Below are 22,224 nucleotides of genomic sequence, written 5' to 3' on the forward strand. Positions count from 1 at the left end.
GAGCGATAACCGCTACAAGAGCGACGCTAGGCGGGAAAACACCGCCGGTAAATCAGACGGACATTCGCGAACAAAAATTTGTTTGCGGTGTGGCTAAAATGCTCTTGGTCTCGGCAGCGTTCATGGCCCCTTGAGACTGCCGGCAATGGCACCGACTATCGGGTCATATTTCGAGTTCAGGGCCGGTGGATAGTCGATCCAGACTGTGCGGATGACGCCATCGCGGCCGAACAGCCGCCGCTCATAAAAGATCTTACCATCCTTCCGGCCCGACAGCACCGCCCAGTCCTTGCCGGTCTTGCTGTAGGCGATTGTGTAGCTTTGCTCCTTGCTGGCTTGCTCGGCCGCAATGAAACCTTTCGGCGTGTCATTGTCGATGTTGAGAATGCAGGAGCACGTCAAGCTGGCGCCGTCCGCGCTCAGCCATACCTGCCCGTCGCCATTTTCCGGCTCGGGCTGACGATCGGTGAATATGTCGTCGGGAAAGGTGCAGACCGTGCCGAAGCGCTCGTTCACATAGGTGAAGGGAGCGGCAGTTGCGCTGCCTACTGTAATTGCCGCGAAACCCGCCATAATTGAGGAAAGCCGCCGCATGCATTGCCCCAAAGCCGATGACCGAAAGGCGATCCTTGCACAAATCGGCGGCTAGGGTCAGCCGCCCGTCACGCTCATATGCCGTGACACCGATGGGCGGCTGGTGCGGCGGTCGATGATGAAATCATGGCCTTTCGGCTTGCGGCCGATGGCTTCGTCTATTGCGTCGGCGACAAGTTCATTGCCCTCGGATGCGCGCAACGGCGCGCGCAAGTCGGCCGCGTCTTCCTGGCCGAGGCACATATAGAGCGTGCCCGTGCAGGTCAGTCTGACACGGTTGCAGCTTTCGCAGAAATTATGGGTCATCGGCGTGATGAAGCCGAGTTTTCCGCCGGTCTCGGCGACTTGGACGTAGCGGGCGGGGCCGCCGGTCTTGAAGGGAATATCGGTCAGCGTGAATTCGCGCTCCAGCGAAGCGCGCAGCAGCGACAGCGGCAGGTACTGGTCGGTGCGGTCGGCGTCGATCTCGCCCATCGGCATGGTCTCGATGACGGTCAGGTCCATGCCACGGCCATGCGCCCAGCGCATCATGTCAGGCAGTTCGGCGTCGTTGAAATCCTTCAGCGCAACGGCGTTGAGCTTGACTTTCAGCCCGGCCGCCTGAGCGGCGTCGATGCCCGCCATGACCTTGCCGAGGTGCCCCCAGCGGGTGATCTGGTGGAACTTGTCGGCGTCGAGGGTATCGAGCGAGACGTTGATACGCTTGACGCCGCAATCGGCAAGCTCAGCGGCGAAGCGCGACAGTTGCGAGCCGTTGGTAGTCAGCGTCAGTTCTTCCAGCGCGCCGCTGTCAAGATGGCGCGACAGCTGACGCACCAGATGCATGATGTTCTTGCGCACCAGCGGCTCGCCGCCAGTGAGGCGCAGCCTTTTGACGCCCTTTTCGATGAACACAGTGCAGAGCCGGTCCAGCTCTTCCAGCGACAGCAGGTCCTTCTTTGGCAGGAAGGCCATGTCCTCGGCCATGCAATAGGTGCAACGAAAATCGCAGCGGTCGGTGACCGACACTCTGAGATAACTGATCGTGCGACCGAAGGGGTCGATCATGTCCATGTTCGAACGTTCCGTGGCCGTTACCGCCGTCGTTATATATGGCTATGTGATACGATCCAACCCGCCATTCAAGATAGCCGGCCTTGATCTTTGGTAACATTCCCCGACCGACATCGCGCGTCGGCACCCTCCAAGCCTTTTCGCACGGCACGAAGCAGCGTAGGGAAGGGGCAATTCAAGCAGGACCGATCATGACGGCGCCAAAAGAACTGAGAGTCTCCAAGGACCGCAAGCTGCTCACCGTGACGTTTCCCGGCCATCAACCGTTCGAACTGCCGGCGGAACTCCTGCGTGTGGCATCGCCATCGGCGGAGGTGCAGGGCCATTCACCGGATCAGCGCGTGACGGTCCCCGGCAAGCGCAATGTGGCCATCCTGAAGATCGAGCCGGTCGGCAACTATGCGGTGCGCATCACTTTCGACGATTTCCATGACACAGGCATCTTCACCTGGAACTACCTGCACACGCTCGGGCACGAGAAGGACGAGCGCTGGAGTGCTTACCTTGCCGAACTTGCGGAAAAGGGCTTGAGCCGGGACCGCTGATCTGCGCGCCGGAGATTCAACTTCGGCGACCGGCTGTCGTCAAATCGTCATGGACGTGGCGTAGCGCCGGCAAAGGTTCGCGGGAGGGAAGAAGATGTCGGTCATCACGTCGGTCGAGCAGTTGGAGGCGCTCTACGGACTGCCCGGCGAAGCCTCGCTGGTCAAGGAACTCGACCATGTCATCCCGGAATACGCCGCCTTCATCAACGCCTCGCCATTCGTTGCCCTCTCGACCAGTGGGCCGGAGGGGCTGGACTGCTCGCCACGCGGCGATCTCGCCGGCTTCGTGCGTATCGTTGATACGAAAACGCTGATGATGCCGGACCGGCGCGGCAACAACCGTGCGGATTCGCTGAGGAACATCATCAGGGATCAGCGCGTCGGCCTGCTGTTCCTGGTGCCGGGCTCCGGTACGACGCTGCGCATCAACGGCCGGGCGCATATCACCACCGACGCAGCACTTTGCGCGTCATTCACCGTCGACGGCAAGCCGGCGCGCTCGGTGACCGTCATCGATGTCGATGCGGTCTACTTCCAGTGCGCCCGCGCCATCGTGCGGTCGGAATTGTGGAACCCGGCCAGGCATGTCGACCCGAAGTCGCTGCCGACGCCCGGACAGATCCTGGAAATCACCAGCCGCAGGAATATCGACGGCGAAACCTATGACAAGGAGTGGCCGGAGCGGGCGAAAAAATCGATGTGGTAAGTGGATGCGTGGCCAAGAGATGGTCAGGCTTCCTTCAGCACCTCGGTTATCTTGCGCATCTGCTCGCCGATCATGTCGCATTGTTCCGGCGTCGACTGGCTCATCGCCTTTTCGATCAGCGCCATATGCACTTTCAGCGCCTGCATCAGCAGCGCTTCGCCGGCTTCGGTCAGGGCTAGGCGCAGGATGCGCTTGTCCTTCTCATCGCCCTCGCGGCGTAGCAAGCCACGTGTCTCCAGTTGCGGCAACAGCATTGTGATGTTGGAGCGGCCGACGAGCAGCTTGCGGGCAAGGTCGTGCTGCGACATGCCGGGATGGCGGTAAAGGTTCATCAGCACGTCGAGCTGCGCCGGCTTCAGGTCGAGCGGCGCGAGTTTCGCCGCCAGCGTGCGCTCCAGCACATGACAGGCGCGCGCCACCGCGACCCAGTTGCGAAAACGCGGGTTGTCCCAGGGTAGCTCTTGTCTATTGTTCATCTTTGAACTATTATGTTCATGCTTGAACGTATGGATGGATTCTCACTATGGCATCATTCGGGCTGAAGGTCATCCGAGGTGTGTTTGGCGCGGCCGAACATATCGCGCCGCGTATCACCGGGCGCGCGGCTTTCGAACTGTTCTGCCGTACGCCAAGCACCAGGGCGCTCACCGACGGCGAGCGCCGCGCCATCGACCGGGCTGCCGGGTTCATGACGCAAGCGCGCCATCACCGGCTGAAGACCGCGACCGGTTGCGTGATGGTGCATGAATTCCGGCCGGAGCCGGGCAGGGCTGCCGCCGGCACGGTGCTTGTCGTCCACGGCTGGCGGTCGCGCACCGAATATATGCGTGCATTGATCGAGGGCTATCGCGCGGCCGGCTACAGGGTGGTTTCGCTTGACCTGCCTGGCCACGGCCAGTCGCAGGGCCGCAGACTGAACATGGTCAACGCGGTGGACGCGGTGCGGGTCGCCGGCGAGTGGTTTGGCCCCTTTACCGCGGCGGTCGGTCATTCCTTCGGCGGTGCCGTCGCCGCCAATGCCATTGCCGGGTCCATTAAGAACGTCCCGCCGCTGGCGGCTGGACGTCTTGTGCTGATCGCGGCACCAAGCTCCTTGCCGGCGATCTTCGCCGACTTCAGCCGCATGCTCAATGTCGGCCCCCGCTCGCAGGTTGCCATGGCGGACCGTGTCGAAAACCTTTCCGGCCGGCCCCTGCATGAATTCACCGGTGACCGCCAGCTCGCCCAGGCGCCCGTGCCGACCCTGGTCATCCACGCGCCTGACGACCGCGAGGTGCCTGCCGAGCATGCAAGACGTTATGCCGGTGCCGGCGGCCATGTGCGGCTCCAGTGGGCCGAAGGGCTCGGCCATCGCCGCATTCTTGCGGATAAGGGCGTGGTTGAACACGCCGTCGCCTTCGTGGCCCGGGAGCCGTCGCGGCTCCACTGAGCAGACTCGGATTATTTCTTCTTTTCGCCAGGCTCCACAGGCAGTCCAGCCGCCTTCCAGGCGGTGTAACCGCCTAGAATATGCTTGACCGGCGTGAGCCCCATGTCCTGCGCGGTCTTGGTGGCCAGTGCGGAGCGCCAGCCGCCGGCGCAGAAGAAGACGAAGCTTTTCCCCGACGCGAAGAACGGCTTGTGGTAGGGACTTTCCGGATCGATCCAGAATTCCAGCATGCCACGGGTGACATGCTTGGCGCCAGGGATCCTGCCGCGTTCGATCTCGCGAGGGTCGCGCAGGTCGATGAAGATGGTGCTTCGTCCTCGAGCAATCCTGCCGCCTCCTCCGGCGAAACCACTTCGATCTCGGCGTTCGCCTCGTCGAGCAGTTCGCGATACCCTTTTTTCACGGTCGTCCCTCTCTTGCCGGCAGGTTCGAATTTCGAGCACAACAGCCAGCGTTTGTCACGCAGCGTTGGTTGCCAGCCATCGCCTTCCACGCGGCCATCGCCCCGGCCTCGGCCGCCAGCAGGGCGGTGCACGAAGCGTGAAGGCGCCTGGTCCCGCCGCTGGAGCGGAAACACCTCCGCTCCGGCCGTCACGACGTTGTGAAACCGTTCTGCAACAACCCCGCCGAAATTTATGAAAGCTTAACGAAATCGGTATGAATCGGTATAGTCGCGCCTTACATCCGCCATGCGGTGAGCGAGACGGTTTAGCGTGCGGAACGGGAACCGGTTGCGGCCGGAGCGGGTGATTCATGAAAGTCCTTGGTAACAAAGCAACCGTGTTGTCGCTGATGACGATGACGGCGACGCTTGCTTTCGGCGCGCCTCAGGCAGGCGCGCAAGGGCTCTTCGAGATGCTGTTCGGCGGCGGCATAAAGCACCAGCCGCAGGGCGAGTTTCCGCCGCCGGCGAAGCACAAGCCGAAAGCGCCGGGGGGCGGCGGCGATGGCGGGGTAAAAATCAGCAGCCCGTCCTACTATACATACAAGGCCGACAAGCTGGTGCGCGTCGACTTCTCGAAACTGTCCCCAGCGCCGCAACCCGCGACGCCGCAGGATGCCGCGTTCGTTTCATCCACCACGGAGGCCGCTTTTCACGATGCCGTTGCCGGTCTCGGCGATTACGAACTCTATGCCGAACCCGACGTCGCCAAGGCACTGATCGCGTACTATTCGGCCAACCCAGACTTTATCTGGGTGAGCGGAACCGGCCCCAACAACCGCGCCCAGGATGCGGTGCGGGTGCTCGGCGAGGCTGCAAGCTACGGCCTCACGCCCGCCGACTATACTGTCGACGTGCCTGCCGCGAGTTCGTCCTCTGCGGATGACGCGGCCAAGTTGAAGGAACTCCTCCGCTTCGAGATGGCGCTATCCGCGCGCGTATTGCGCTACGCGCATGACGCCCAGAGCGGCCGTGTCGAACCCAACCGGATGACCGGCTACTATGATTTCCCGGCCAAGCCGCTCGACATGGTCGGCGTGCTGAAGACGCTGGCGCATACGCAGGAAGTTCGCACGTACCTGGAATCGCGGCATCCGCAGAATGCCGAATATCAGGCGCTGCGTGTCGAACTGGAGTCCCTGCAGGCAAGTGAGGAAAACGAGATCGTCGTCGATCCAAAGCTGCTGCTGAAGCCGGGCGAAACCAGCCCCGAGCTGCCGAAGCTGCTGTCGCTGATCGCGCGCAATCTCGATGACGAGATGGGCGGCACCTATGGAGAGCTGCTGTCGCGACTGGCGACCAGCGAGGTCTACGTTCCCGAACTGGTGCCGCTGATCAAGGCGGTGCAGCAGAAGAAGGGCATGAAGGGCGACGGCGTTATCGGTCCGCGTACCGTCGCGTTGCTGGCGGGCACGTCGAAGGCCGACAGATTGCTCAAGGTGCAGGTGGCGCTGGAAGAACTGCGCTGGCTGCCGTCCGATCTCGGCAGCCCGCGCGTCTTCATCAACCAGCCAGCGTTCACCGCCAGCTACATCGACAATGGCGAAGAGAAGCTGAAGACACGTGCCGTCGTCGGCCGGGTCACCAACCAGACGGCATTCTTCTACGACCAGATCAAGCAGGTCGACTTCCATCCCTATTGGGGTGTGCCGCAGTCGATCATCGTCAACGAAATGCTGCCCAGGTTGCGCAGCGATCCCGGCTACCTCGACCGCGCCGGCTATGAGGTGACCGATGCGCGCGGCAAGCACATTCCGTCCTCGGCGGTCGACTGGGGCGCTTACGGCGCGAACATTCCCTACAATGTGCGCCAGCAGCCAAGCGAGGCCAATGCGCTAGGTGAACTGAAGATCCTGTTCCCCAACAAGCATGCGATCTACATGCACGACACGCCGCAGAAATCGTTCTTCAAGCAGGATATGCGCGCGCTCAGCCATGGCTGCGTGCGCCTGCAGGATCCGCGCGGCATGGCGGCGGCGGTGCTCGGCACCTCGGTCGACTATGTCGCCGAGAAGCTGAAGCATGGGCACTCGACCGAGGATGTGATGCGCAAGATTCCGGTCTATGTCGCCTACTTCACCGCCTGGCCCGACATGTCCGGCAAGGTCGAGTATTTCAACGATGTCTACGACCGCGATTCCCGGCTGAAGCAGGCCCTGGACGCGACCGAGGCGGTGCGATCGCCCTCGAGCTGACCAAAGCGTATTGCGCTTTGAGTTCTTGTTTTTGTGCATGTCGTTGTCCCAAAACCGTTGCGCACTTTTGGGCGACATGCGCTATCGCTCCGACAGCGGGCGCCGGAAGTCGGCGTCTCGGCCGGCGGAAAGGCCGGCATCATATTCCAAGGATGGACATTTCGCGGCGCGTCCGGGGATCCTCCACGGGCGCCCCGAGAACCGGGCATATCCATCCAATCCGAGGATATCTGCAGGCGGCCCTATTTGGGCTCGGCCGTCACCGGATCGTAGGTGATTTCGACCTTGGCCTTGTCCGAGGTGTAATAGGTGACGGTGTAGGCGCCACTGTCCCAGTCGACTTCCTTCACGTAGCGAAACCCATCGCGCTGCTCGACCTTGGCGATGATCTCCGACAGTTTCTTGGCATTGGCCGGCGGCAGCGGCTTTTCATCCGCGGCCAGAGCCGGAGCGGCAGCGAGAAGAACGGCGACGCTGGTCGCCAGAAGAAATCTGGACATGGTTTTCCCTCAAGTTTCGACGGAAGGAAACTCGCTGGGGTTGTGGTTGGTTCCAGACGGATGCGGTACGCGCCTGGCTATGGCCGCGCAGGCTGCAATTTGTCTCGCTTCGGCGCGAAGATAGAGCCGGATAACCATTTGGGAAAAATGGTGGGCGATGCAGGGATTGAACCTGCGACCCCACCCGTGTGAAGGGTGTGCTCTCCCGCTGAGCTAATCGCCCGCTCGTTGCCCGAAGGCCAAGCGAGCCGCGATATAAGGGAGGGCAGCCGGTTAAGTCAAGGCGGTGTCTGGCGTTCTCACAGGGATCGGTTTTTTCGCCCTTTCGGGTCTGTCCTGGTGGGTGCCGACACCTATCCGCTCAGTGCCCTGCGGCGGCGATAAGCCTTTGCGCCAGATCGAGCGTCAGCGCGTCGAAATGCGAGATGACCGCCGAGGGTTCGAATTCGCGCACATGGCGGTCGGTATAGCCGAAATCGACAGCGACGACGGGAATGCCGGCGGCCTTGGCGGTGTCGATATCGGTTTGCGAATCGCCGACCATCAGGGCGCGGTGTGGATCGCCGCCCGCCAGCCGAATGGTTTCGGTCAGATGGCGCGGGTCGGGTTTGCGGAACGCGAACGTATCCTGTCCGGCGATTGCCGCGAAATGTCTGGTCAAGCCGAGCGCCTCGATCAATGCACGCGAATTGGCTTCGTATTTGTTGGTGCAGATGGCCAGCAGATAGCCTGCGTTCTCGAAGCGTGCGATCGCATCGATGACACCGGGGTAGGGACGGGATTTGCCGGGAATGTTGTCGGTGTAGTGATCAAGGAACAGTTTCAGGAGCCGGTCATGCTCCGCGACATCAAGCGATCGCCGCTGCGCGGCGTGTGCCCTCTCTATCATGACGCGGCCGCCATGGCCGACAAAGCGCCTGAAGCCGGCCTCATCGACGGCCGCGAGTTCACTGGCAGCCAGGCTGTGGTTGAGGCTGTCGAGCAGGTCCGGCGCCGTGTCAATCAGCGTTCCGTCGAGATCGAACACGATGATCGGGCGACTCATGATCCATCCTGCGCAGGGTTGTACATCGGCAGGCGATAGCGGCTGCGACGCGTCAAGGCAAGCAGACCGGTGGACAGCCGCCAAGGGCTTTGACCGCGCCTGCAAAAATGCTAGGAGCCCAAAACACCAAAGCGCGTGGCGTCCAATGGGCCATGCGGCGCGCTTTGGTTCTTTGTTTTATGCATGTCGCTTTCCCAAAACCGAGATCACTTTTGGACGGCATGCATCAGGTTCCGGGGCAGCAAAGCGCATGGATGCGAGGCAATTGAAGGTCGAGGCCGCGCGGGCGGCCCTTGCCCATGTCACGGACGGCATGCGGCTCGGCATTGGCACCGGCACTACAGCCGAGGAGTTCGTACGGCTGCTTGCCGACAAGGTCGCCACCGGAATGGCGATAACAGGTGTACCGACTTCGGAGCGCACCGCTTTGCTATGCCGCGAGCTTGGCGTGCCATTGTCGACGCTCGAGGAAACGCCCGAGCTCGATCTCACCGTCGACGGCGCCGACGAGGTCGACCCGGAACTGACCCTGATCAAGGGCGGTGGCGGCGCGCTGTTGCGTGAGAAAATCGTGGCCGCAGCCTCGCGGCGCATGATCGTGATTGCCGACCGATCGAAAATGGTCGAGACGCTCGGCCGGTTTCCCCTGCCTATCGAAGTCAACCAGTTCGGCCTGCGCGCCACCGAGATCGCGGTGGCCGCCACGGCTGGAAATCTGGGCCTTTCCGGTCCGGTTACATTGAGGATGACGGGAGGCCAGCCTTTTGTTACAGACGGCGGCCATTTTATCCTCGATGCATCTTTTGGCCGCATTCCGGATACAAGAGCGCTTTCGAATGCTCTCCACGCCATTCCGGGCGTGGTCGAGCATGGTCTTTTCATCGGGCTGGCGTCAGCGGCCATCATCGCCGGCGGCGACGGCATCCAAACCGTCCTTGCCGCCCGAAAACCAGGGAGTTCTACCGACCATGATGTTGCATAACCGGGTTCGCGGCCTTTGCGCCGTTCTGGCGGCTTCGGCCGTCTTGGCCTTCTCCTCGCCGGCGTTTTCGCAGGATGTCACGGAATCGCACCTGAAGGCTGCCCGGGCAGCAGTCGCGGCGATCCATGCGACCGACTCCTTCGACAACATCCTGCCGCAAGCGGCGGCCGCCCTCGAATCGCAGCTCATCCAGAAGAATCCGGATATGCAGGAACTGATCGGCAAGACGGTCAACGAGAAGGCGATGGCACTCGCCTCGCGCCGCGCCGACCTCGAGATGGAAGCGGCTCTTGCCTATGCGAAGGTGTTTTCCGAAAAGGAACTCAATGATATCGCGGCCTTCTACAGTTCCGAGTCCGGCAAGAAGCTGCTCGACAGCGGCCCGACCGTGACGCGTGATTTGGTCAAGGCTGCCGACATCTGGCAAAACGGCCTCGCCCGCGATCTCGCCCAGCAGGTCGGCGAGACCCTGGCAGCGGCTGCCAAGGCCAAGGCACCAGCCGCGCCCGCGCCTGCAGATGGAGCCGCACCTGCCGACAATGCAGCCCCGACAGATGGCGCGGCACCCGCCGACGGTTCGGCTCCTGCCGACGACACGCAGAATTGACCCTGCGTTTTCAAATGCGGCCTCCGCCGCCGTCTGTGAAGCCCGGCTTGCCCGGGCTTTTCTTTTGGCCGTTTGCGGCCTACCTGTCACTGACGTTTTCCGACGTTTAAGGAGCCGTCTATGGCCGGTTATGACTACGATCTCTTCGTTATCGGCGGCGGCTCGGGCGGGGTGCGGGCGGCGCGCGTCGCCGCGGCACTTGGCAAGCGCGTCGGCATCGCCGAGGAATACCGTTTCGGCGGCACCTGCGTCATTCGCGGCTGTGTGCCGAAAAAACTCTATGTCTATGCTTCGCAATTCCCGGAGCATTTTGCCGACGCGGCCGGCTATGGCTGGACAGTGCCGGAAGCCAGTTTCGACTGGCAGACGCTGGTCGCCAACAAGGATCGCGAGATCGGCCGGCTGGAAGCGATCTACAAGAAGAATGTGCAAGGCGCCGGCGGCGAGCCCTTCCATTCACGGGCTATGATCGTCGATCCGCACGTGGTGCATCTTCTGGGCGAGGACCGCACCGTCACCGCCGACCAGATTCTGATCGCCACCGGCGGCCGCCCGGCGGCCCATCCGGCGCTGCCCGGCCACGAGCACTGCATCTTCTCCAATGAGGCTTTCGACCTCACGGTGCTGCCAAAGGCGATCATGATCGAGGGCGGCGGCTATATCGCGGTCGAATTCGCCAACATCTTCCACGGCCTCGGCGTCGACACCACGCTGGTCTATCGCGGCAAGGAGATTCTCAGCCGTTTCGACATGGACCTGCGGCGCATGCTGCACGAGACGATGGAAAAAAAGGGGATAAGGATACTGTGCCATTCGGTGACAGAGTGGGTGCGCAAGCGACCGGACGGCCGGCTCGACGCCCTTCTCACCAGCGGCAAGGTGCTAACGGTCGACCAGGTCATGCTGGCCATCGGGCGCGTCCCCAACACCGAGAATATGGGCCTGGAAGGCATTGGCCTCGAGATGACCGCGGTCGGCGCGATCAAGGTTGATGACTATTCCCGCACCAATATCGACAACATCTGGGCGATCGGCGATGTCACCAACCGCGTGCAACTGACCCCGGTGGCGATCCACGAGGCGATGTGCTTCGTCGAGACGGCATTCAAGGACAACCCGACCGCGCCCGACCACGACACGATCGCCACGGCCGTCTTCTCGCAACCGGAAATCGGTACTGTGGGCCTGTCGGAAGACGAAGCCGTCAAGCGTTTCGCCGAGATCGAGATCTATCGCGCCAGCTTCCGGCCGATGCGCCATACGCTGTCGGGCCGTGACGAGAAGATGCTGATCAAGCTGGTGGTCGATGGCGCCTCGCGCAAAGTGCTCGGCGCCCACATATTGGGGCCGGATGCGGGAGAGATGGCGCAACTGCTCGGCATTCCGCTGAAGGCAGGACTGACCAAGGATGATTTCGACCGGACCATGGCGGTACACCCGACCGCCGCGGAAGAACTCGTCACCATGTACAAGCCGACATACCGCGTGAAAGACGGCCAGCGCGTCTGATCTTTCTTCTGCCGCCAGCGCTTGCCGTCAGAGGGAAGCAACCAGCACCGCTTGCTCGTGACTTTGGCGGCCGCATCCATCTGGTCGTCGACCAGGCGTCGAGGAGGAGCGCATTGTCGGCGCGCCTCCTTTTCGCTCGACGGAGCGAAGCTCTCTTCAGCCGCGCCGCCAGCCTTGCCGGCGGCGGAGACAGTTGTCGTGCTACAGCAGCGTGCCGCGCAAGATGACCAGCGCCACCGAGAAATAGATCACCAGCCCGGTGACATCGACCAGCGTGGCGACGAACGGGGCCGATGCGCTGGCGGGGTCGAAGCCGATCCTCTTCAGGGCGAACGGCAGCATCGACCCAGACAGGGAGCCAAAGGCGACGATACCGACCAGTGCCGCCCCGACCGTCGCTGCAATCAGCGGCCAATGCGGGCCGTAATCGTAAAAACCCATATACTGCCAGAGTGCGATACGGCAGATGCCGACCACCCCCAGCATCGAGCCGAGCACCAGTCCGGTCGGCAGTTCGCGCAAGGCGACGCGCCACCAGTCGCGCAGCCCGATCTCACGCAGCGCCAGCGCGCGGATGACCAGCGAGGTCGCCTGCGAGCCGGAATTGCCGCCGGAGCTCATGATCAGCGGAATGAACAGCGTCAGCACGATCGCCTTTTCCAGCTCTCCCTCATAGCTTTGCATGGCGTTGGCCGTCAGCATCTCGCTGATGAACAAGGCGCAGAGCCAGCCGCCGCGCTTCTGGATCATGGCGAGGAAGCTCATCTTCATGTAGGGCTCGTCAAGTGCTTCCATGCCGCCGAAGCGATGCACGTCCTCCGTCGTCTCTTCGATCATCGTGTCGATGATGTCGTCGATCGTGACGATGCCGAGGATCTTGCCATGATCGACGACGGGGACCGCGAGCAAATCGTATTTCGAGATCGTCTGCGCCAGATTTTCACGATCGGTCAGCGGGGTGACCGTCACCGGCACGCGGTCCGGCGCCACGGACATGATGGAGTCGTCCGGCTCACCGGTGATGAGCCGGCGCAAACCGGTCGACCGCACCAGGAGATGCGTTTCCGGATCGACGATGTAGATCGCGTAGACGGTCTCGCGCGTCCGCTCGACCTTGCGGATGTAATCGAGCGTGCGCCCAACGGTCCAATCCGAGGGAACGCTGACGAATTCGGTCGTCATGATCGATGCGGCGCTGCCTTCGGGATAGCCCAGAATGGAAAGAAGGGTCGCGCGCAGGGGCGGCGCCAGCGCACCGAGCAGCTCGGAGCGAGCCGGTTCGTCGAGCTCGCGCAGGATGTCGGCAGCCCGGTCGACCGACATGGCGGTGAGCAGCTTGCTTGCCTTGGGGCGGGGCAAGGCCTCCACGAGTTCGGGCGCGCCTTCGAGCTCAGGCTGATCGAATATTTCGACCAGCCGCTCGAAAGGCACGGCGCAAAGCAGATCCGTCGCCGTTTCGCGCGGTTCATGGTTGAGCGCCTCGACGACGTCGGCGACGTGGTCGTTTGCAAGGATGCGGGCGATGGCGACGGCCTCGTCGTCCGCTACGGGAGAAAAATCGTTCATGGCTCACTCCTTGCCGTCCGGCAGGACATGAACCATTCAGGTCACGTCTGGGCGGACGGCGGTTGCGTTCGACTAATACTGTCGCCAGGCATGGCGCGGTGACCTTTCCGCTTGCGGGTTCGGATTTGACTATCAGCAAGCCGGCGCAACATAGGAGCGCGCCTTGCCGAGTCAATCGCGGTGAGGAAGGAAAACGGTGCCTGATGGCCCCCCATCGCGAGACTGTGATCGCCGACTGCCGTATTGTCCGGCAAGTCGCGGTGAACTCATCGTTATTTCTGCTTGAGCCGGCGCGAGAAGCGCAGCCATTTGTCCTCGACCGGCTGTGGCTGAACCAGAATTGTGGTGAGTTCGACCGGCAGCGCCGGAGTCAGAGGCTTCTTGGTGGCGACGCCGTCTGCGATCAAGACCATGCTGTGGTAGAACTCGGTGCCGGCGACAGATCTCGGCGCCACGGCTTCGTGCATGACGCTGATCACGGTCACGTCGGGGCAATTGTCCTTGATAGCCTGGTGGAAGGCAATCTTGCCATCCGGGTCGAGCGCTCCGGTCGCTTCATCGAGGAACAGCAGTCCTGGCTGTTGCAGTATGATGCGGGCCACCACCAGTTTCTGCTTCTGGCCGCCCGATAGCACCTGATCCCAGCTTTTGCCCTCACGGCTTTCATTGGCCATATGCTCGATGAAGTCGCCAAGGCCAGCCTTGTGCAGCGCCGCGGCCGCTTGCGCATCGCCATGATCGTGTTCGGAGCCAGGTAGGCAAACGAGCTGTTTCAGCGAGACCTGCTGCAGCTTGACCTCCTGGGCGGCATAGAAGCTCTTCACCCCTTCGGGGAAGACGATGGTGCCGCGACCATAGGGCCACAGACCATTGATCGCCTTGATCAGCGAGGTCTTGCCGCAACCGGATTCGCCTTTCAGGAACGTCCACTCGCCGCGACGGAAGCGCAGGTTGGCAGCACTGAGGAACGGGGTCGCGTCCTCACCCTGATGCGCCAGTTCGAGTTTCTGGATGGTCAGGCCGAAGACCGGATTCTGGGAGGCATAGTGGAAGTCGCAACGGCCGCTCTGGCTGTAGAACTCCTGCGGGTACTGAACATTCTCGATCGCATTGGCGAGTTCCGTCACACGTTGGCTGTTGGCGCGCAGCGTGGCTATGGCCGGCATGACATGGATGAACCACGAGCATTGGCCGATCAGCGAATTGACCAGTTCGGAGCCGGTTATGTAGCCCTTGAGATCAAGACCATTGTGGATGAACGGTACGAGGCCGGGCCCATAGGCAACGATGCGGGCGCCGATGAAATTGTAGATCAGCTCGAACGACATATAGACGGTGTTGACGACGTTCAGCCGCGACCAGGTCCCGTCGATATCGACATAAAGCCGGCGATGCATGGTCTTCTGCACGCCTTCGCCATGGGAAGCCGCGACGTGGAAACTGCGGCGCAGGAAGGTGGTCAGTTCGCCGCGGTAGCTGCCCTCGGCCTGCTGCATCCGGACATTGAGGCGCTCGAGCAGGCCGCCGAGCTTGACCGCGATCCATGTGTTCAGCGGCACATAGGTGGCGACCGCCAGGAAGGCCAGGACGGCGCTGCCATAACTGCCTAGGAACCCCAGCCCCTTCACCTCGACGGAAGTTTCGAGCAGCTTCTGGCCGACGAAATAGAGTGAGGTCGCGACACCGAGCACGCCCATGGCGAGGCCGATGGCGCCGCCTGTCATGTCCTTGATCGATTCCTGGATGCGCTGGTCAATGTTGTCGGGAGCGGGCGTGCTGCCGCCTGGCGAAGCATGCTGGGCATGGAAATGGGTGTGGTTGCCATCCAGCAGGGCCTCGTTGAAGCGGCTGTCGAGCCAACCGCGCCATTTGCGGTGCAGCGTCACCGAGACAAGATTGCGGATCCCGGTAAAGCCGGCATCCTTGAGCACAACCAGCAAGGCAAGAATGCCGGCATTGATCAAGAGCGTCCGCAGCGGCGTGGTGTTTGCGGCATCGTGGAAGAAGGCGATCGAGTTGACCAGTTCACCGGAGGCTTCGGCGAACCATACCCCCGCCTTGCTGGAGAGAGCCGTGAGCAGCGCTATCACCAGCGTCAGCGTCCAGGCTTCCTTCCACCGGTCCGAAATCCAGTAGGCTCGCATGAGCCCCCAGAAACTGCGCATCGAGGATACCGGCGTCAAATGCGACTGCCCCGTGGCGTCGCTGCGTAGTCCATCCGGTACTGACTCTTGCGATCGTCTTCCGATCCGAATCACGATCCCGCCCAAACCTTTTTTGTTTTGTTACGGATGGTAACACCAATTGATCATTTTCTATTAATTTTTGTAGAGGGGTAGCGGGATTGAAGTTCCGGGCGTGTCGGCAATGCAACAGCGCCGCCCTTCCAAATGTCGCGCCGAAGCTGACAAAAAGGCTGTTTAATATAATGATATCAGCTAGTTGTGAAATTACACGGCAGGGCGCGCCTACTTTCCCTTGGGGAAGGCATTCACACGAATTCGTGACTCATTTGCTTGCCCGACCAGCCGATTTTTCATTGCGGGCCCACCAGAATTTCCGAAACAGCCGTCCTTAATGGCTGGTTCCTTGCCGGCATCATCCTTGCCGGCAGCCGAGAAATGGCGCGCGACCGTGTTGGCGGAGCGCCATGCTTGTGGATCACCTCACCGCGCCTTGAACCACATGCCTGACCATGGCGCCGGAATCGAGGATGTTGAAGTTACCGCCATTGGGCCGGAAATCCGTCGCCGAACGGGTAGATGCCGACGACTCGCCAAGTCGCCGTGCGAGGCATTGCCTGCTGTCCGATCCCTATGGGCCGTCCTTTGCTTGAGGGTGAAAACCTGGCCCGGAGGGCGTCAGCCGACTGCGTCCAACTCGCCGCGCGCCTTGGCCGCCGCGACCTGGCGAATGGCATCAGCCAGGGTGTCGACGTCCTGTGCGCCCATAACGGCATATTTGCCTTCGAGCAGGAAACAGGGCACGCCCGTTATGCCCATGCGCGAGGCTGTGGCGATCTCGGTGCGCACAGCTTCGACATCTGCGTCGGTCGGCAAGAGTGTAGCCACCACGGACGCGTCCATGCCGGCTTCGCAGGCGGCTTCGATCAACACGGCATGGTCGCCGATGTTGACGCCTTCCTCGAAATTCAACTGGAAGAGGCGACGCACCAGCCTGTTCTGTACCGCTTCGCCGGCAGCGCCAGCCCAGCGGATCAGGCGGTGCGCATCCAGTGTGTTTGGCGCCACCTTGATGGCATCGAAAGCAAAGGAAATGCCTTCTGCTTCGCCGAGCGGTTCGATACGGCCATGAATCTCGCGAATGCGCTCGTCGCTGCCGAATTTGGCCAGCATATACTCCCGGCGGTCCTTGCCTTGCGGCGGAATGGTCGGATCGAGCTGGAATGGCCGCCAGCGTATATGCACGTCCACATCGCCAGCCGCGGCGACCGCCCTGTCCAGCCGCTTCTGGCCGATGAAGCACCAGGGGCAGACGACGTCGGAGACCACATCGACGGTTATGGCGTTCGCTTGGCTCATCTCGATCTCCGGATTTTCAGTTCGGTTTGCGCCACCAGCTTGGCAGCTGATAACCGAATATGGGCGTCTTCCGCGGATGTTCCAGATAATTCCAGTAAGCAAGCCACTGCTGTGTGTTGTACTGCATTGGCACGATGTAGTTGCCGGAGATCAGCAGCCGGTCGAGAACCCGGACGGCCGCGACATAATCCTCCTTCGAGCGGGCGCGCAGCATGGCGTCGATCGCCATATCGACGGCAGGATCAGCAACACCGGCGAGATTGAAGGAGCCCTCACGTTTAGCCTCCGTAGATGCCCAGCGTCCGATTTGCTCGCTACCGGGCGAGAGCGAGTTGGACGAACCACTTGCCCCCACCAGCACCTCGAAATCGAAACGTTGCTTGCGCGATTGGATCTGGTCGCCGTCGAGGCTGCGAATGCTGACGTTGATGCCGATCTTCTCCAGCGTGCGCTGATAGATGGCGGCAAGGCGCTCTTCGTCTTGTGAGGCGGTCAGGATTTCGAAACCGAAGGGTTTTCCCTCTGGATCGAGCATCACTCCGTCCTGCACTTTGCAGCCGGCATCTTTCAACATTTCGAAGGCGACTTTCAGCACCTTGCGATCATTGCCGGTACCGTCGGTAACCGGGGGCCGCCAGGTACCGTCCATCACATCGGCCGGCACACGGCCGGGGTAGGGTGCCAGCAGCGCTTTCTCCCGATCGTCAGCCGGATGGCCAAGTGCGGAAAGTTCGGAGTTCTGCCAAAAACTCATGGTGCGGCTATACCTGCCTCCATAAAGGTTCTTATTGGCCCATTCGAAATCGTAAAGCATCCCAAGCGCGCGCCGCACCACGGGGTTCGAGAATTTCTGCAACCGCGTGTTGAACAGGAAACCTGTCACGACAGGCGGAATTCCGATGTCGAAGGTTTCGGCGATTACCTCGCCCTTATGGAATGCCGGAAAATCGATGTCGCGCTCGCGTTTGACCGGATCACCTTCGTCATCGATGGCGCACAGGCCCTTTTTGAAAGCTTCAATTTTGGCATTGGCGTTGAGAAAATATTCGATGGTGATCTGATCGTAATTGTCGAAGCCGCGCTTGGATGGAAGGTCCTTGCCCCAATAGTCCGGGTTGCGCTTGAAGACGATGCGCTGGCCGGGCTGTACCTTGTCGACCGTGTAGGGTCCGCTGCCGATCAACGGCTTTAGCGTCGTCTTGTCGAAAGTCTCCTTGTCGAAGGCATGTTTCGGGATGATCGGCGTCAGCGCGATGATTAGCGGAAATTCCCGGTTAGCCTTGTCGTTGAAGGTGAAGCGCACACTGTGATCGCCAGTCTTCTCGAGCCTAGCGATCATGCTCATGCGATCACTATAGGGTGGACGCCCCTTCTCAGCGAAGACATCGTAAGTGAACAACACATCCTCCGGCGTCACCGGCTCGCCGTCCGACCACTTGGCTTTCGGATTTAGATGGAATTCGATGCTCTTGCGCTCAGGGTCCATGTCCGCGCTGTCGGCAAGCAGGCCATAAAGGCTGAACGCCTCATCGTAATTGCGCTGCATCAATGGCTCGAAGACGAGGTTGCCGTAGTCCTGGTCAATCATGCCCCGGGCAGTTGTGCGCAGGCTCTTGAGGATAAAAGGATTGAGGTTGTCGAAGCTTCCGACCCTGCAATAGGTGATGCTGCCGCCCTTTGGCGCGTCCGGATTGACGTAGCTGAAATGCGTGTAGTCAGGCGGCAGAGCCGGCTCCCCCTGCATCGCAATAGCGTATTTCGGCTCCGACTGCGCCGGCGCCAGTGACAGGGCGAGAAATGATGTCGCGGTGATCAGCCAAACGAGAACGCGGCTCATGACCGTCTCCTTAACAGATCGGCTCGATGATTCGGTGCGCACCCTAGCATGGGGCAACCGTGTGCCGGCCAATGGTGTCATCAAGAATTACAAGTGGGCGGGCTGGATTCAGCACCGCTTGCAGTGTAACACGCCGTCCGAAGTCATTCTGTTGCCTCATTTCGGCAACAGGTAGCTGGACCACGCGGCACGAAGAAGCCGGTCCCAGGATCATTTGAGAGGAAGTGCACGACATGACGAGCCTGAACAGCAATGCGTACCGCCTTTCGGTCATGGCCGCGGGCGTGGCCGGCTTTCTGGGCGCAGGACTTCCCTCTGCCTCCGCACAGCAGCAGCCGCAAATCCCGCAGGGCTGGTTCAAGGCCTGCACCAAGCAGGAAGACGTCGACATCTGCAACGTCCAGAACATCGTCACCGCCGGCAATGGCCAGCTCGTCACTGGTGTGAGCTTGATCGAGCTGAAGGGAAAAGTGAACCGTAAGGTGTTTCAGGTGACGGTCCCGACCGGCCGTCTGGTGCCTCCCGGCATCGGCCTGCAGATCGACACCGGCAAGGCGCAGAAGCTCGACTATGTCATCTGCTTCCCGGATCGTTGCGTTGCGGAAGTACCGCTGACCGACCAGCTCGTCGGAGCCTTCAAGAAGGGCCAGGCGATTACGCTGACCTCCGTCAATTTCCAGAACCAGCCGAACCCGATCAAGATCGCGCTGCAGGGTTTCAGCGGCGCTTATGACGGCCCGCCGCTGCAGCAGTCTGATATCGAAGACCGGCAGAAGAAACTTCAGGACTTCGTGGCCAAGAACAACCAGGACTTCGCCAAGAAGCTCAAGGACGAGCAGGACAAGGCGAAGACCGCCAACTGATCACCGGCATCGGGTCATTCCCGGGTCAAAAAAAAGCGGGGTCATGCCCCGCTTTTTTCGTTCCCGGCCTTCCCTGGATTTGCCGGCGGATCAGTGCCGCGACTGGCGTTTCGGCTCGTATCGCCCGTCGGGCTTCTTGTCGAACATCTCCTTGATCTGCGGGTGGCGGACCGGCTCCCCGGACTGATCCTCGAGCAGGTTCTGCTCGGATACATAGGCGACATATTCGGTTTCCGAATTCTCGGCGAGCAGGTGATAGAATGGCTGGTCCTTGCGCGGCCGCACATCGGCGGGGATCGCCTCGTACCATTCCTCGGTGTTGGCGAATTGCGGGTCGACGTCGAAAATGATGCCTCGAAACGGAAACAGGCGGTGGCGAACCACCTGTCCGATTGCGAATTTGGCCGTTTTCATCGTACTCACCGCTGAATTCCTTGACTTTATTTGGCGTAGACTCCGACTCAATTCAATCCCGGGAGCGTTTGAGCGTCCTTAATCTACGCGGATCGCGGCGCAAAGGTTTTGATCGACGTGATCAATCTCGACGCGCTCCGGCGTCGTGGGTCGCAGGGATGTCCGCAAAATTGCTACCGGCGCATTGGCTTTCGCAGGCCGCCCGCAAGCGCCGCGAAGCCGCTGCCGGGACGAAGCCCTTCGCGCATGAAAAACGCGCGGAGCGGCGCAAACCCGCCAAGCACGCCGAGACCGGCGCCACGTGCCATCTGCGCGGGCAGCATGTCGGAGAGCAGCGACATGTTGAGCAGATTGACGGCGCTGCTGCGTGCCAGAATATCGGGGCGGCGTTTGAAATCGTAGGCGGCAAGGGCCCGGGCCGCACCTGGATCTCGGCGATTTTCGTTCGCAATTCCAACCAGATCGTCGATATCCCTGATGCCAAGGTTGAGACCTTGCGCACCGATCGGCGGGAATACGTGGGCGGCCTCGCCGACAAGCGCCACACGCTGTCGCGCGAAGCGCAGAGGGGTCACGGTTGAAAGCGGATAAATCTGCCGGCCCGGCTCCACCGTCACCCGACCCAGCATCGACTGCATCCGCTGCTCGACCCGCAAGGAGAGCGCTGCATCATCCAATGCGGCAAGGTCCTTGGCGGTCTCGGGCTTCACCACCCAGACGAGGCTTGAGCGGTTGCCGGGCAACGGAACCTGCGTGAACGGACCGGTCTCGGTATGGAACTCCGTCGAAGCGAAGGCATGGTCGCGGCTGTGGCCAAAATTGAGCACCAGCGCTGCTTGCGGGTAGGAGCGCGCGGCGGTCGAAATGCCTGCCGCTTCGCGAGCCGGCGACTGGCGTCCATCGGCCGCGACTGCCAGCGATGCGTCAACCTCGCTGCCATCCGCCAGTTCGGCATGGGCCTTGCCGGTACCAAGATGCCAGGTCTTGACCATGGACCTCAGCCATTCGATCCCGGAATGATTGGCCACCTTGCTAGCAAGCGCCGGAGCAAAGACGCTGTTGGGCAGGTTCAGGCCGAACTGCTCCTCGTTGATCTCGCTGGCGCGGAAGGTGACGACGGGGCTGCGGATCAGCCGGCTGGTCGCATCGACGATGCGCATCACTTTCAAGGGTGCGGCTTTGGACTTGATCGCTTCGAGGACATCAAGTCGCTCCAGTACCTTCAGGGCAGGGTTCATCAGCGCCGTGGTGCGGCCATCGGGGGCTGAAACCTCTGGCCCGACAAGCGTCACCGGGAAGCCGGCACCGGCGAAAGCGAGCGCCGCGATCAGCCCCGCCGGCCCGGTGCCGGCAATCAGTATGCGCGCTGTTTCCTGATGCTCCAAGATCGGCTTTCCGGCTTGCTGTGCGAGGCGGCCCAACCAGACCTGCCAGTGGAGGAGCATATAGGTCAGATCATGCGGCTTGATCAACGCGGCGATTCGGCCCATTCGGTTGTCATGACCGGCCACCAGCACGATTTCAGCCATCTCGACCGCGCCGGCCGCGCCATGGCGAATGTCGCGCGCAAGCCGCGCCTGACGGTCAACATCGTTGTCGGTGCCAGCATTCTGCTCGCCTGGCTGTCGCTGGCCGCGATGGCGATCCGCGGCGCCGAGGCTCGGGGCGGCGCGCCGGGCGATGCTCTCCTGCGTGGCCTGCCGCAACTGCCATTACCCGATTTTCTCGAACGGTTGTTCGCACTCTGCCTGTCTCCGGCGCCGCTGGATGGAAGCATCGGTCCGCGTGCCGCGGCACTCATCCTCATGTGGTTCCTGATGGCGATCGCCGCGATGCTGCCCTCCGCTGCCCCGATGATCCGCACCTATTGCGAGATCGCCGATACAGCCCGGATCAAGGGCGAGCCGGTCGTTCATCCGCTGGTGCTGGTCGCCGGTTATCTCGGCGTCTGGTTCGCCGCCTCGATGCTGTTCGCGGCACTCACGCTCGCGGTGCATACATTCGCCGCATCCGGCGAACTGTTCGAGCCGCTGCTTGGCGTTGCCGGCGCAATCGCATTGCTGATTGCCGGTCTTTACCAGTTCAGCGGCCTCAAGGAGGCCTGTCTGAAGAAGTGCCGCAACCCGTTCTCGATCCTGTTTTCGAACTGGAGTTCCAAAGCGGGCCGCGTCTTCAGGCTGGGCATCGCCCAAGGCTTCTGGTGCCTCGGCTGCTGCTGGGCGCTGATGCTGGTGATGTTCGCCGTGGGCGTGATGAACGTCTTCTGGATGGCGCTAATCGGCCTGTTCACCCTGATTGAAAAACAAACGACGGGCAGTCTTCCAACCCGGCTGGCCGGTGCGATACTGCTTGTCTGGGCAGCCGCGCTGCTAGTAATCTCGCTGTGACTGGGGGA

20 protein-coding genes, 1 tRNA gene and 1 pseudogene are annotated in these 22,224 nt (G+C 61.6%); 9 read left to right on the forward strand and 13 right to left on the reverse strand.

Going from position 1 to position 22,224, the window contains the following annotated elements; all coding sequences use genetic code 11:
- Nucleotides 1-120 precede the first annotated feature (120 nt).
- Together FJW03_RS08890 and moaA are read right to left on the reverse strand one after the other, a co-directional pair.
- Nucleotides 121-594, reverse strand: a complete 474-nt coding sequence (locus FJW03_RS08890) for a hypothetical protein (RefSeq protein WP_140760240.1) — start codon at nucleotides 592-594, stop codon at nucleotides 121-123.
- A 57-nt stretch (nucleotides 595-651) separates the two neighbouring features.
- On the reverse strand, nucleotides 652-1,647 hold the full coding sequence (moaA, locus tag FJW03_RS08895) for a GTP 3',8-cyclase MoaA (RefSeq protein ID WP_140760242.1): 996 nt from the start codon (nucleotides 1,645-1,647) through the stop codon (nucleotides 652-654).
- A 191-nt stretch (nucleotides 1,648-1,838) separates the two neighbouring features.
- On the opposite strand from moaA, the gene FJW03_RS08900 reads away from it, so the two are divergent.
- Both FJW03_RS08900 and FJW03_RS08905 read left to right on the forward strand, forming a co-directional pair.
- Nucleotides 1,839-2,192 (forward strand): gamma-butyrobetaine hydroxylase-like domain-containing protein, encoded by a 354-nt coding sequence (locus FJW03_RS08900; protein ID WP_140760244.1) that lies wholly within the window; start codon nucleotides 1,839-1,841, stop codon nucleotides 2,190-2,192.
- Nucleotides 2,193-2,286: 94 nt separating this feature from the next.
- Complete coding sequence (locus FJW03_RS08905) at nucleotides 2,287-2,898, forward strand: pyridoxamine 5'-phosphate oxidase family protein (RefSeq protein ID WP_140760247.1); 612 nt, start codon at nucleotides 2,287-2,289, stop codon at nucleotides 2,896-2,898.
- A 23-nt stretch (nucleotides 2,899-2,921) separates the two neighbouring features.
- On the opposite strand, the gene FJW03_RS08910 is transcribed toward FJW03_RS08905, so the two are convergent.
- On the reverse strand, nucleotides 2,922-3,374 hold the full coding sequence (locus tag FJW03_RS08910; RefSeq protein WP_140760249.1) for a MarR family winged helix-turn-helix transcriptional regulator: 453 nt from the start codon (nucleotides 3,372-3,374) through the stop codon (nucleotides 2,922-2,924).
- 47 nt (nucleotides 3,375-3,421) lie between these two features.
- On the opposite strand from FJW03_RS08910, the gene FJW03_RS08915 reads away from it, so the two are divergent.
- On the forward strand, nucleotides 3,422-4,327 hold the full coding sequence (locus FJW03_RS08915; protein WP_140760251.1) for an alpha/beta hydrolase: 906 nt from the start codon (nucleotides 3,422-3,424) through the stop codon (nucleotides 4,325-4,327).
- An 11-nt stretch (nucleotides 4,328-4,338) separates the two neighbouring features.
- Here FJW03_RS08915 and FJW03_RS08920 read toward each other — a convergent pair.
- A pseudogene (locus FJW03_RS08920) lies at nucleotides 4,339-4,730 on the reverse strand (rhodanese-like domain-containing protein).
- Nucleotides 4,731-5,080: 350 nt separating this feature from the next.
- On the opposite strand from FJW03_RS08920, the gene FJW03_RS08925 reads away from it, so the two are divergent.
- On the forward strand, nucleotides 5,081-6,964 hold the full coding sequence (locus tag FJW03_RS08925) for a L,D-transpeptidase family protein (protein WP_140760253.1): 1,884 nt from the start codon (nucleotides 5,081-5,083) through the stop codon (nucleotides 6,962-6,964).
- A gap of 242 nt (nucleotides 6,965-7,206) precedes the next feature.
- Here the strand turns inward: FJW03_RS08925 and FJW03_RS08930 are convergent, their stop codons facing one another.
- From FJW03_RS08930 to FJW03_RS08940, 3 genes are all read right to left on the reverse strand, one after another.
- Entirely contained in the window at nucleotides 7,207-7,464 is a 258-nt protein-coding gene (locus tag FJW03_RS08930) for a PepSY domain-containing protein (RefSeq protein ID WP_140606924.1), read from the reverse strand.
- 148 nt (nucleotides 7,465-7,612) lie between these two features.
- Nucleotides 7,613-7,687, reverse strand: a tRNA-Val gene (locus FJW03_RS08935).
- A 138-nt stretch (nucleotides 7,688-7,825) separates the two neighbouring features.
- A complete protein-coding gene (locus FJW03_RS08940) occupies nucleotides 7,826-8,509 on the reverse strand; it encodes a phosphoglycolate phosphatase (protein ID WP_140606923.1) in 684 nt (227 codons plus the stop codon).
- A 250-nt stretch (nucleotides 8,510-8,759) separates the two neighbouring features.
- Between FJW03_RS08940 and rpiA the strand changes: the two genes are divergently transcribed.
- The 3 genes from rpiA (at nucleotide 8,760) to gor (ending at nucleotide 11,607) form a co-directional block, all read left to right on the forward strand.
- Nucleotides 8,760-9,491 carry a ribose-5-phosphate isomerase RpiA gene (gene rpiA / locus FJW03_RS08945; protein WP_140760255.1) on the forward strand — a complete coding sequence of 244 codons (732 nt, stop codon included), beginning with the start codon at nucleotides 8,760-8,762 and terminating at the stop codon, nucleotides 9,489-9,491.
- Nucleotides 9,478-10,098: a DUF2059 domain-containing protein gene (locus FJW03_RS08950; protein WP_140760257.1), complete on the forward strand. Its 621-nt coding sequence runs from the start codon at nucleotides 9,478-9,480 to the stop codon at nucleotides 10,096-10,098. Before rpiA ends, FJW03_RS08950 begins: the two co-directional genes overlap by 14 nt.
- A gap of 120 nt (nucleotides 10,099-10,218) precedes the next feature.
- On the forward strand, nucleotides 10,219-11,607 hold the full coding sequence (gene gor / locus FJW03_RS08955; RefSeq protein ID WP_140760259.1) for a glutathione-disulfide reductase: 1,389 nt from the start codon (nucleotides 10,219-10,221) through the stop codon (nucleotides 11,605-11,607).
- A gap of 201 nt (nucleotides 11,608-11,808) precedes the next feature.
- Here gor and mgtE read toward each other — a convergent pair whose 3' ends face one another.
- The 4 genes from mgtE to FJW03_RS08975 all read right to left on the reverse strand — a co-directional run bounded on the left by mgtE (nucleotide 11,809) and on the right by FJW03_RS08975 (nucleotide 18,552).
- On the reverse strand, nucleotides 11,809-13,173 hold the full coding sequence (mgtE, locus tag FJW03_RS08960) for a magnesium transporter (protein WP_140760261.1): 1,365 nt from the start codon (nucleotides 13,171-13,173) through the stop codon (nucleotides 11,809-11,811).
- A 272-nt stretch (nucleotides 13,174-13,445) separates the two neighbouring features.
- The gene (locus FJW03_RS08965) at nucleotides 13,446-15,338 is read right to left on the reverse strand and encodes an ABC transporter ATP-binding protein/permease (protein ID WP_181173112.1); all 1,893 of its coding nucleotides are present in this window, start codon (nucleotides 15,336-15,338) and stop codon (nucleotides 13,446-13,448) included.
- A gap of 696 nt (nucleotides 15,339-16,034) precedes the next feature.
- A complete protein-coding gene (locus FJW03_RS08970) occupies nucleotides 16,035-16,715 on the reverse strand; it encodes a DsbA family oxidoreductase (RefSeq protein WP_140760266.1) in 681 nt (226 codons plus the stop codon).
- Nucleotides 16,716-16,731: 16 nt separating this feature from the next.
- A complete protein-coding gene (locus tag FJW03_RS08975; protein WP_140760268.1) occupies nucleotides 16,732-18,552 on the reverse strand; it encodes an extracellular solute-binding protein in 1,821 nt (606 codons plus the stop codon).
- Nucleotides 18,553-18,785: 233 nt separating this feature from the next.
- Here FJW03_RS08975 and FJW03_RS08980 point away from each other — a divergent pair, with 233 nt between their 5' ends.
- A complete protein-coding gene (locus FJW03_RS08980) occupies nucleotides 18,786-19,415 on the forward strand; it encodes an invasion associated locus B family protein (protein ID WP_140606916.1) in 630 nt (209 codons plus the stop codon).
- A 90-nt stretch (nucleotides 19,416-19,505) separates the two neighbouring features.
- Here the strand turns inward: FJW03_RS08980 and hspQ are convergent, their stop codons facing one another.
- Nucleotides 19,506-19,829 (reverse strand): heat shock protein HspQ, encoded by a 324-nt coding sequence (gene hspQ / locus FJW03_RS08985; RefSeq protein ID WP_140607079.1) that lies wholly within the window; start codon nucleotides 19,827-19,829, stop codon nucleotides 19,506-19,508.
- A 173-nt stretch (nucleotides 19,830-20,002) separates the two neighbouring features.
- Nucleotides 20,003-21,214, reverse strand: coding sequence for a UbiH/UbiF family hydroxylase (locus tag FJW03_RS08990; RefSeq protein WP_140760383.1), 1,212 nt, complete (start codon nucleotides 21,212-21,214; stop codon nucleotides 20,003-20,005).
- Nucleotides 21,215-21,286: 72 nt separating this feature from the next.
- Here FJW03_RS08990 and FJW03_RS08995 point away from each other — a divergent pair, with 72 nt between their 5' ends.
- Nucleotides 21,287-22,216, forward strand: a complete 930-nt coding sequence (locus FJW03_RS08995) for a DUF2182 domain-containing protein (RefSeq protein ID WP_140760270.1) — start codon at nucleotides 21,287-21,289, stop codon at nucleotides 22,214-22,216.
- Nucleotides 22,217-22,224: the final 8 nt, after the last annotated feature.

The sequence above is a fragment of the Mesorhizobium sp. B4-1-4 genome (assembly GCF_006439395.2).
GTDB lineage: Bacteria > Pseudomonadota > Alphaproteobacteria > Rhizobiales > Rhizobiaceae > Mesorhizobium.

Bases quoted from the DNA above. Each gene is read 5' to 3' on its own strand.
- FJW03_RS08930 (WP_140606924.1), bottom strand. From the start codon at position 7,464: ATGTCCAGATTTCTTCTGGCGACCAGCGTCGCCGTTCTTCTCGCTGCC.
- FJW03_RS08905 (WP_140760247.1), top strand. From the start codon at position 2,287: ATGTCGGTCATCACGTCGGTCGAGCAGTTGGAGGCGCTCTACGGACTG.
- FJW03_RS08925 (WP_140760253.1), top strand. From the start codon at position 5,081: ATGAAAGTCCTTGGTAACAAAGCAACCGTGTTGTCGCTGATGACGATG.
- FJW03_RS08995 (WP_140760270.1), top strand. From the start codon at position 21,287: ATGCGGCTTGATCAACGCGGCGATTCGGCCCATTCGGTTGTCATGACC.
- FJW03_RS08970 (WP_140760266.1), bottom strand. From the start codon at position 16,715: ATGAGCCAAGCGAACGCCATAACCGTCGATGTGGTCTCCGACGTCGTC.
- FJW03_RS08890 (WP_140760240.1), bottom strand. From the start codon at position 594: ATGCGGCGGCTTTCCTCAATTATGGCGGGTTTCGCGGCAATTACAGTA.
- FJW03_RS08975 (WP_140760268.1), bottom strand. From the start codon at position 18,552: ATGAGCCGCGTTCTCGTTTGGCTGATCACCGCGACATCATTTCTCGCC.
- FJW03_RS08950 (WP_140760257.1), top strand. From the start codon at position 9,478: ATGATGTTGCATAACCGGGTTCGCGGCCTTTGCGCCGTTCTGGCGGCT.
- rpiA (WP_140760255.1), top strand. From the start codon at position 8,760: ATGGATGCGAGGCAATTGAAGGTCGAGGCCGCGCGGGCGGCCCTTGCC.
- FJW03_RS08900 (WP_140760244.1), top strand. From the start codon at position 1,839: ATGACGGCGCCAAAAGAACTGAGAGTCTCCAAGGACCGCAAGCTGCTC.
- hspQ (WP_140607079.1), bottom strand. From the start codon at position 19,829: ATGAAAACGGCCAAATTCGCAATCGGACAGGTGGTTCGCCACCGCCTG.
- FJW03_RS08910 (WP_140760249.1), bottom strand. From the start codon at position 3,374: ATGAACAATAGACAAGAGCTACCCTGGGACAACCCGCGTTTTCGCAAC.
- FJW03_RS08915 (WP_140760251.1), top strand. From the start codon at position 3,422: ATGGCATCATTCGGGCTGAAGGTCATCCGAGGTGTGTTTGGCGCGGCC.
- FJW03_RS08965 (WP_181173112.1), bottom strand. From the start codon at position 15,338: ATGCGCAGTTTCTGGGGGCTCATGCGAGCCTACTGGATTTCGGACCGG.
- moaA (WP_140760242.1), bottom strand. From the start codon at position 1,647: ATGGACATGATCGACCCCTTCGGTCGCACGATCAGTTATCTCAGAGTG.
- gor (WP_140760259.1), top strand. From the start codon at position 10,219: ATGGCCGGTTATGACTACGATCTCTTCGTTATCGGCGGCGGCTCGGGC.
- FJW03_RS08980 (WP_140606916.1), top strand. From the start codon at position 18,786: ATGACGAGCCTGAACAGCAATGCGTACCGCCTTTCGGTCATGGCCGCG.
- mgtE (WP_140760261.1), bottom strand. From the start codon at position 13,173: ATGAACGATTTTTCTCCCGTAGCGGACGACGAGGCCGTCGCCATCGCC.
- FJW03_RS08940 (WP_140606923.1), bottom strand. From the start codon at position 8,509: ATGAGTCGCCCGATCATCGTGTTCGATCTCGACGGAACGCTGATTGAC.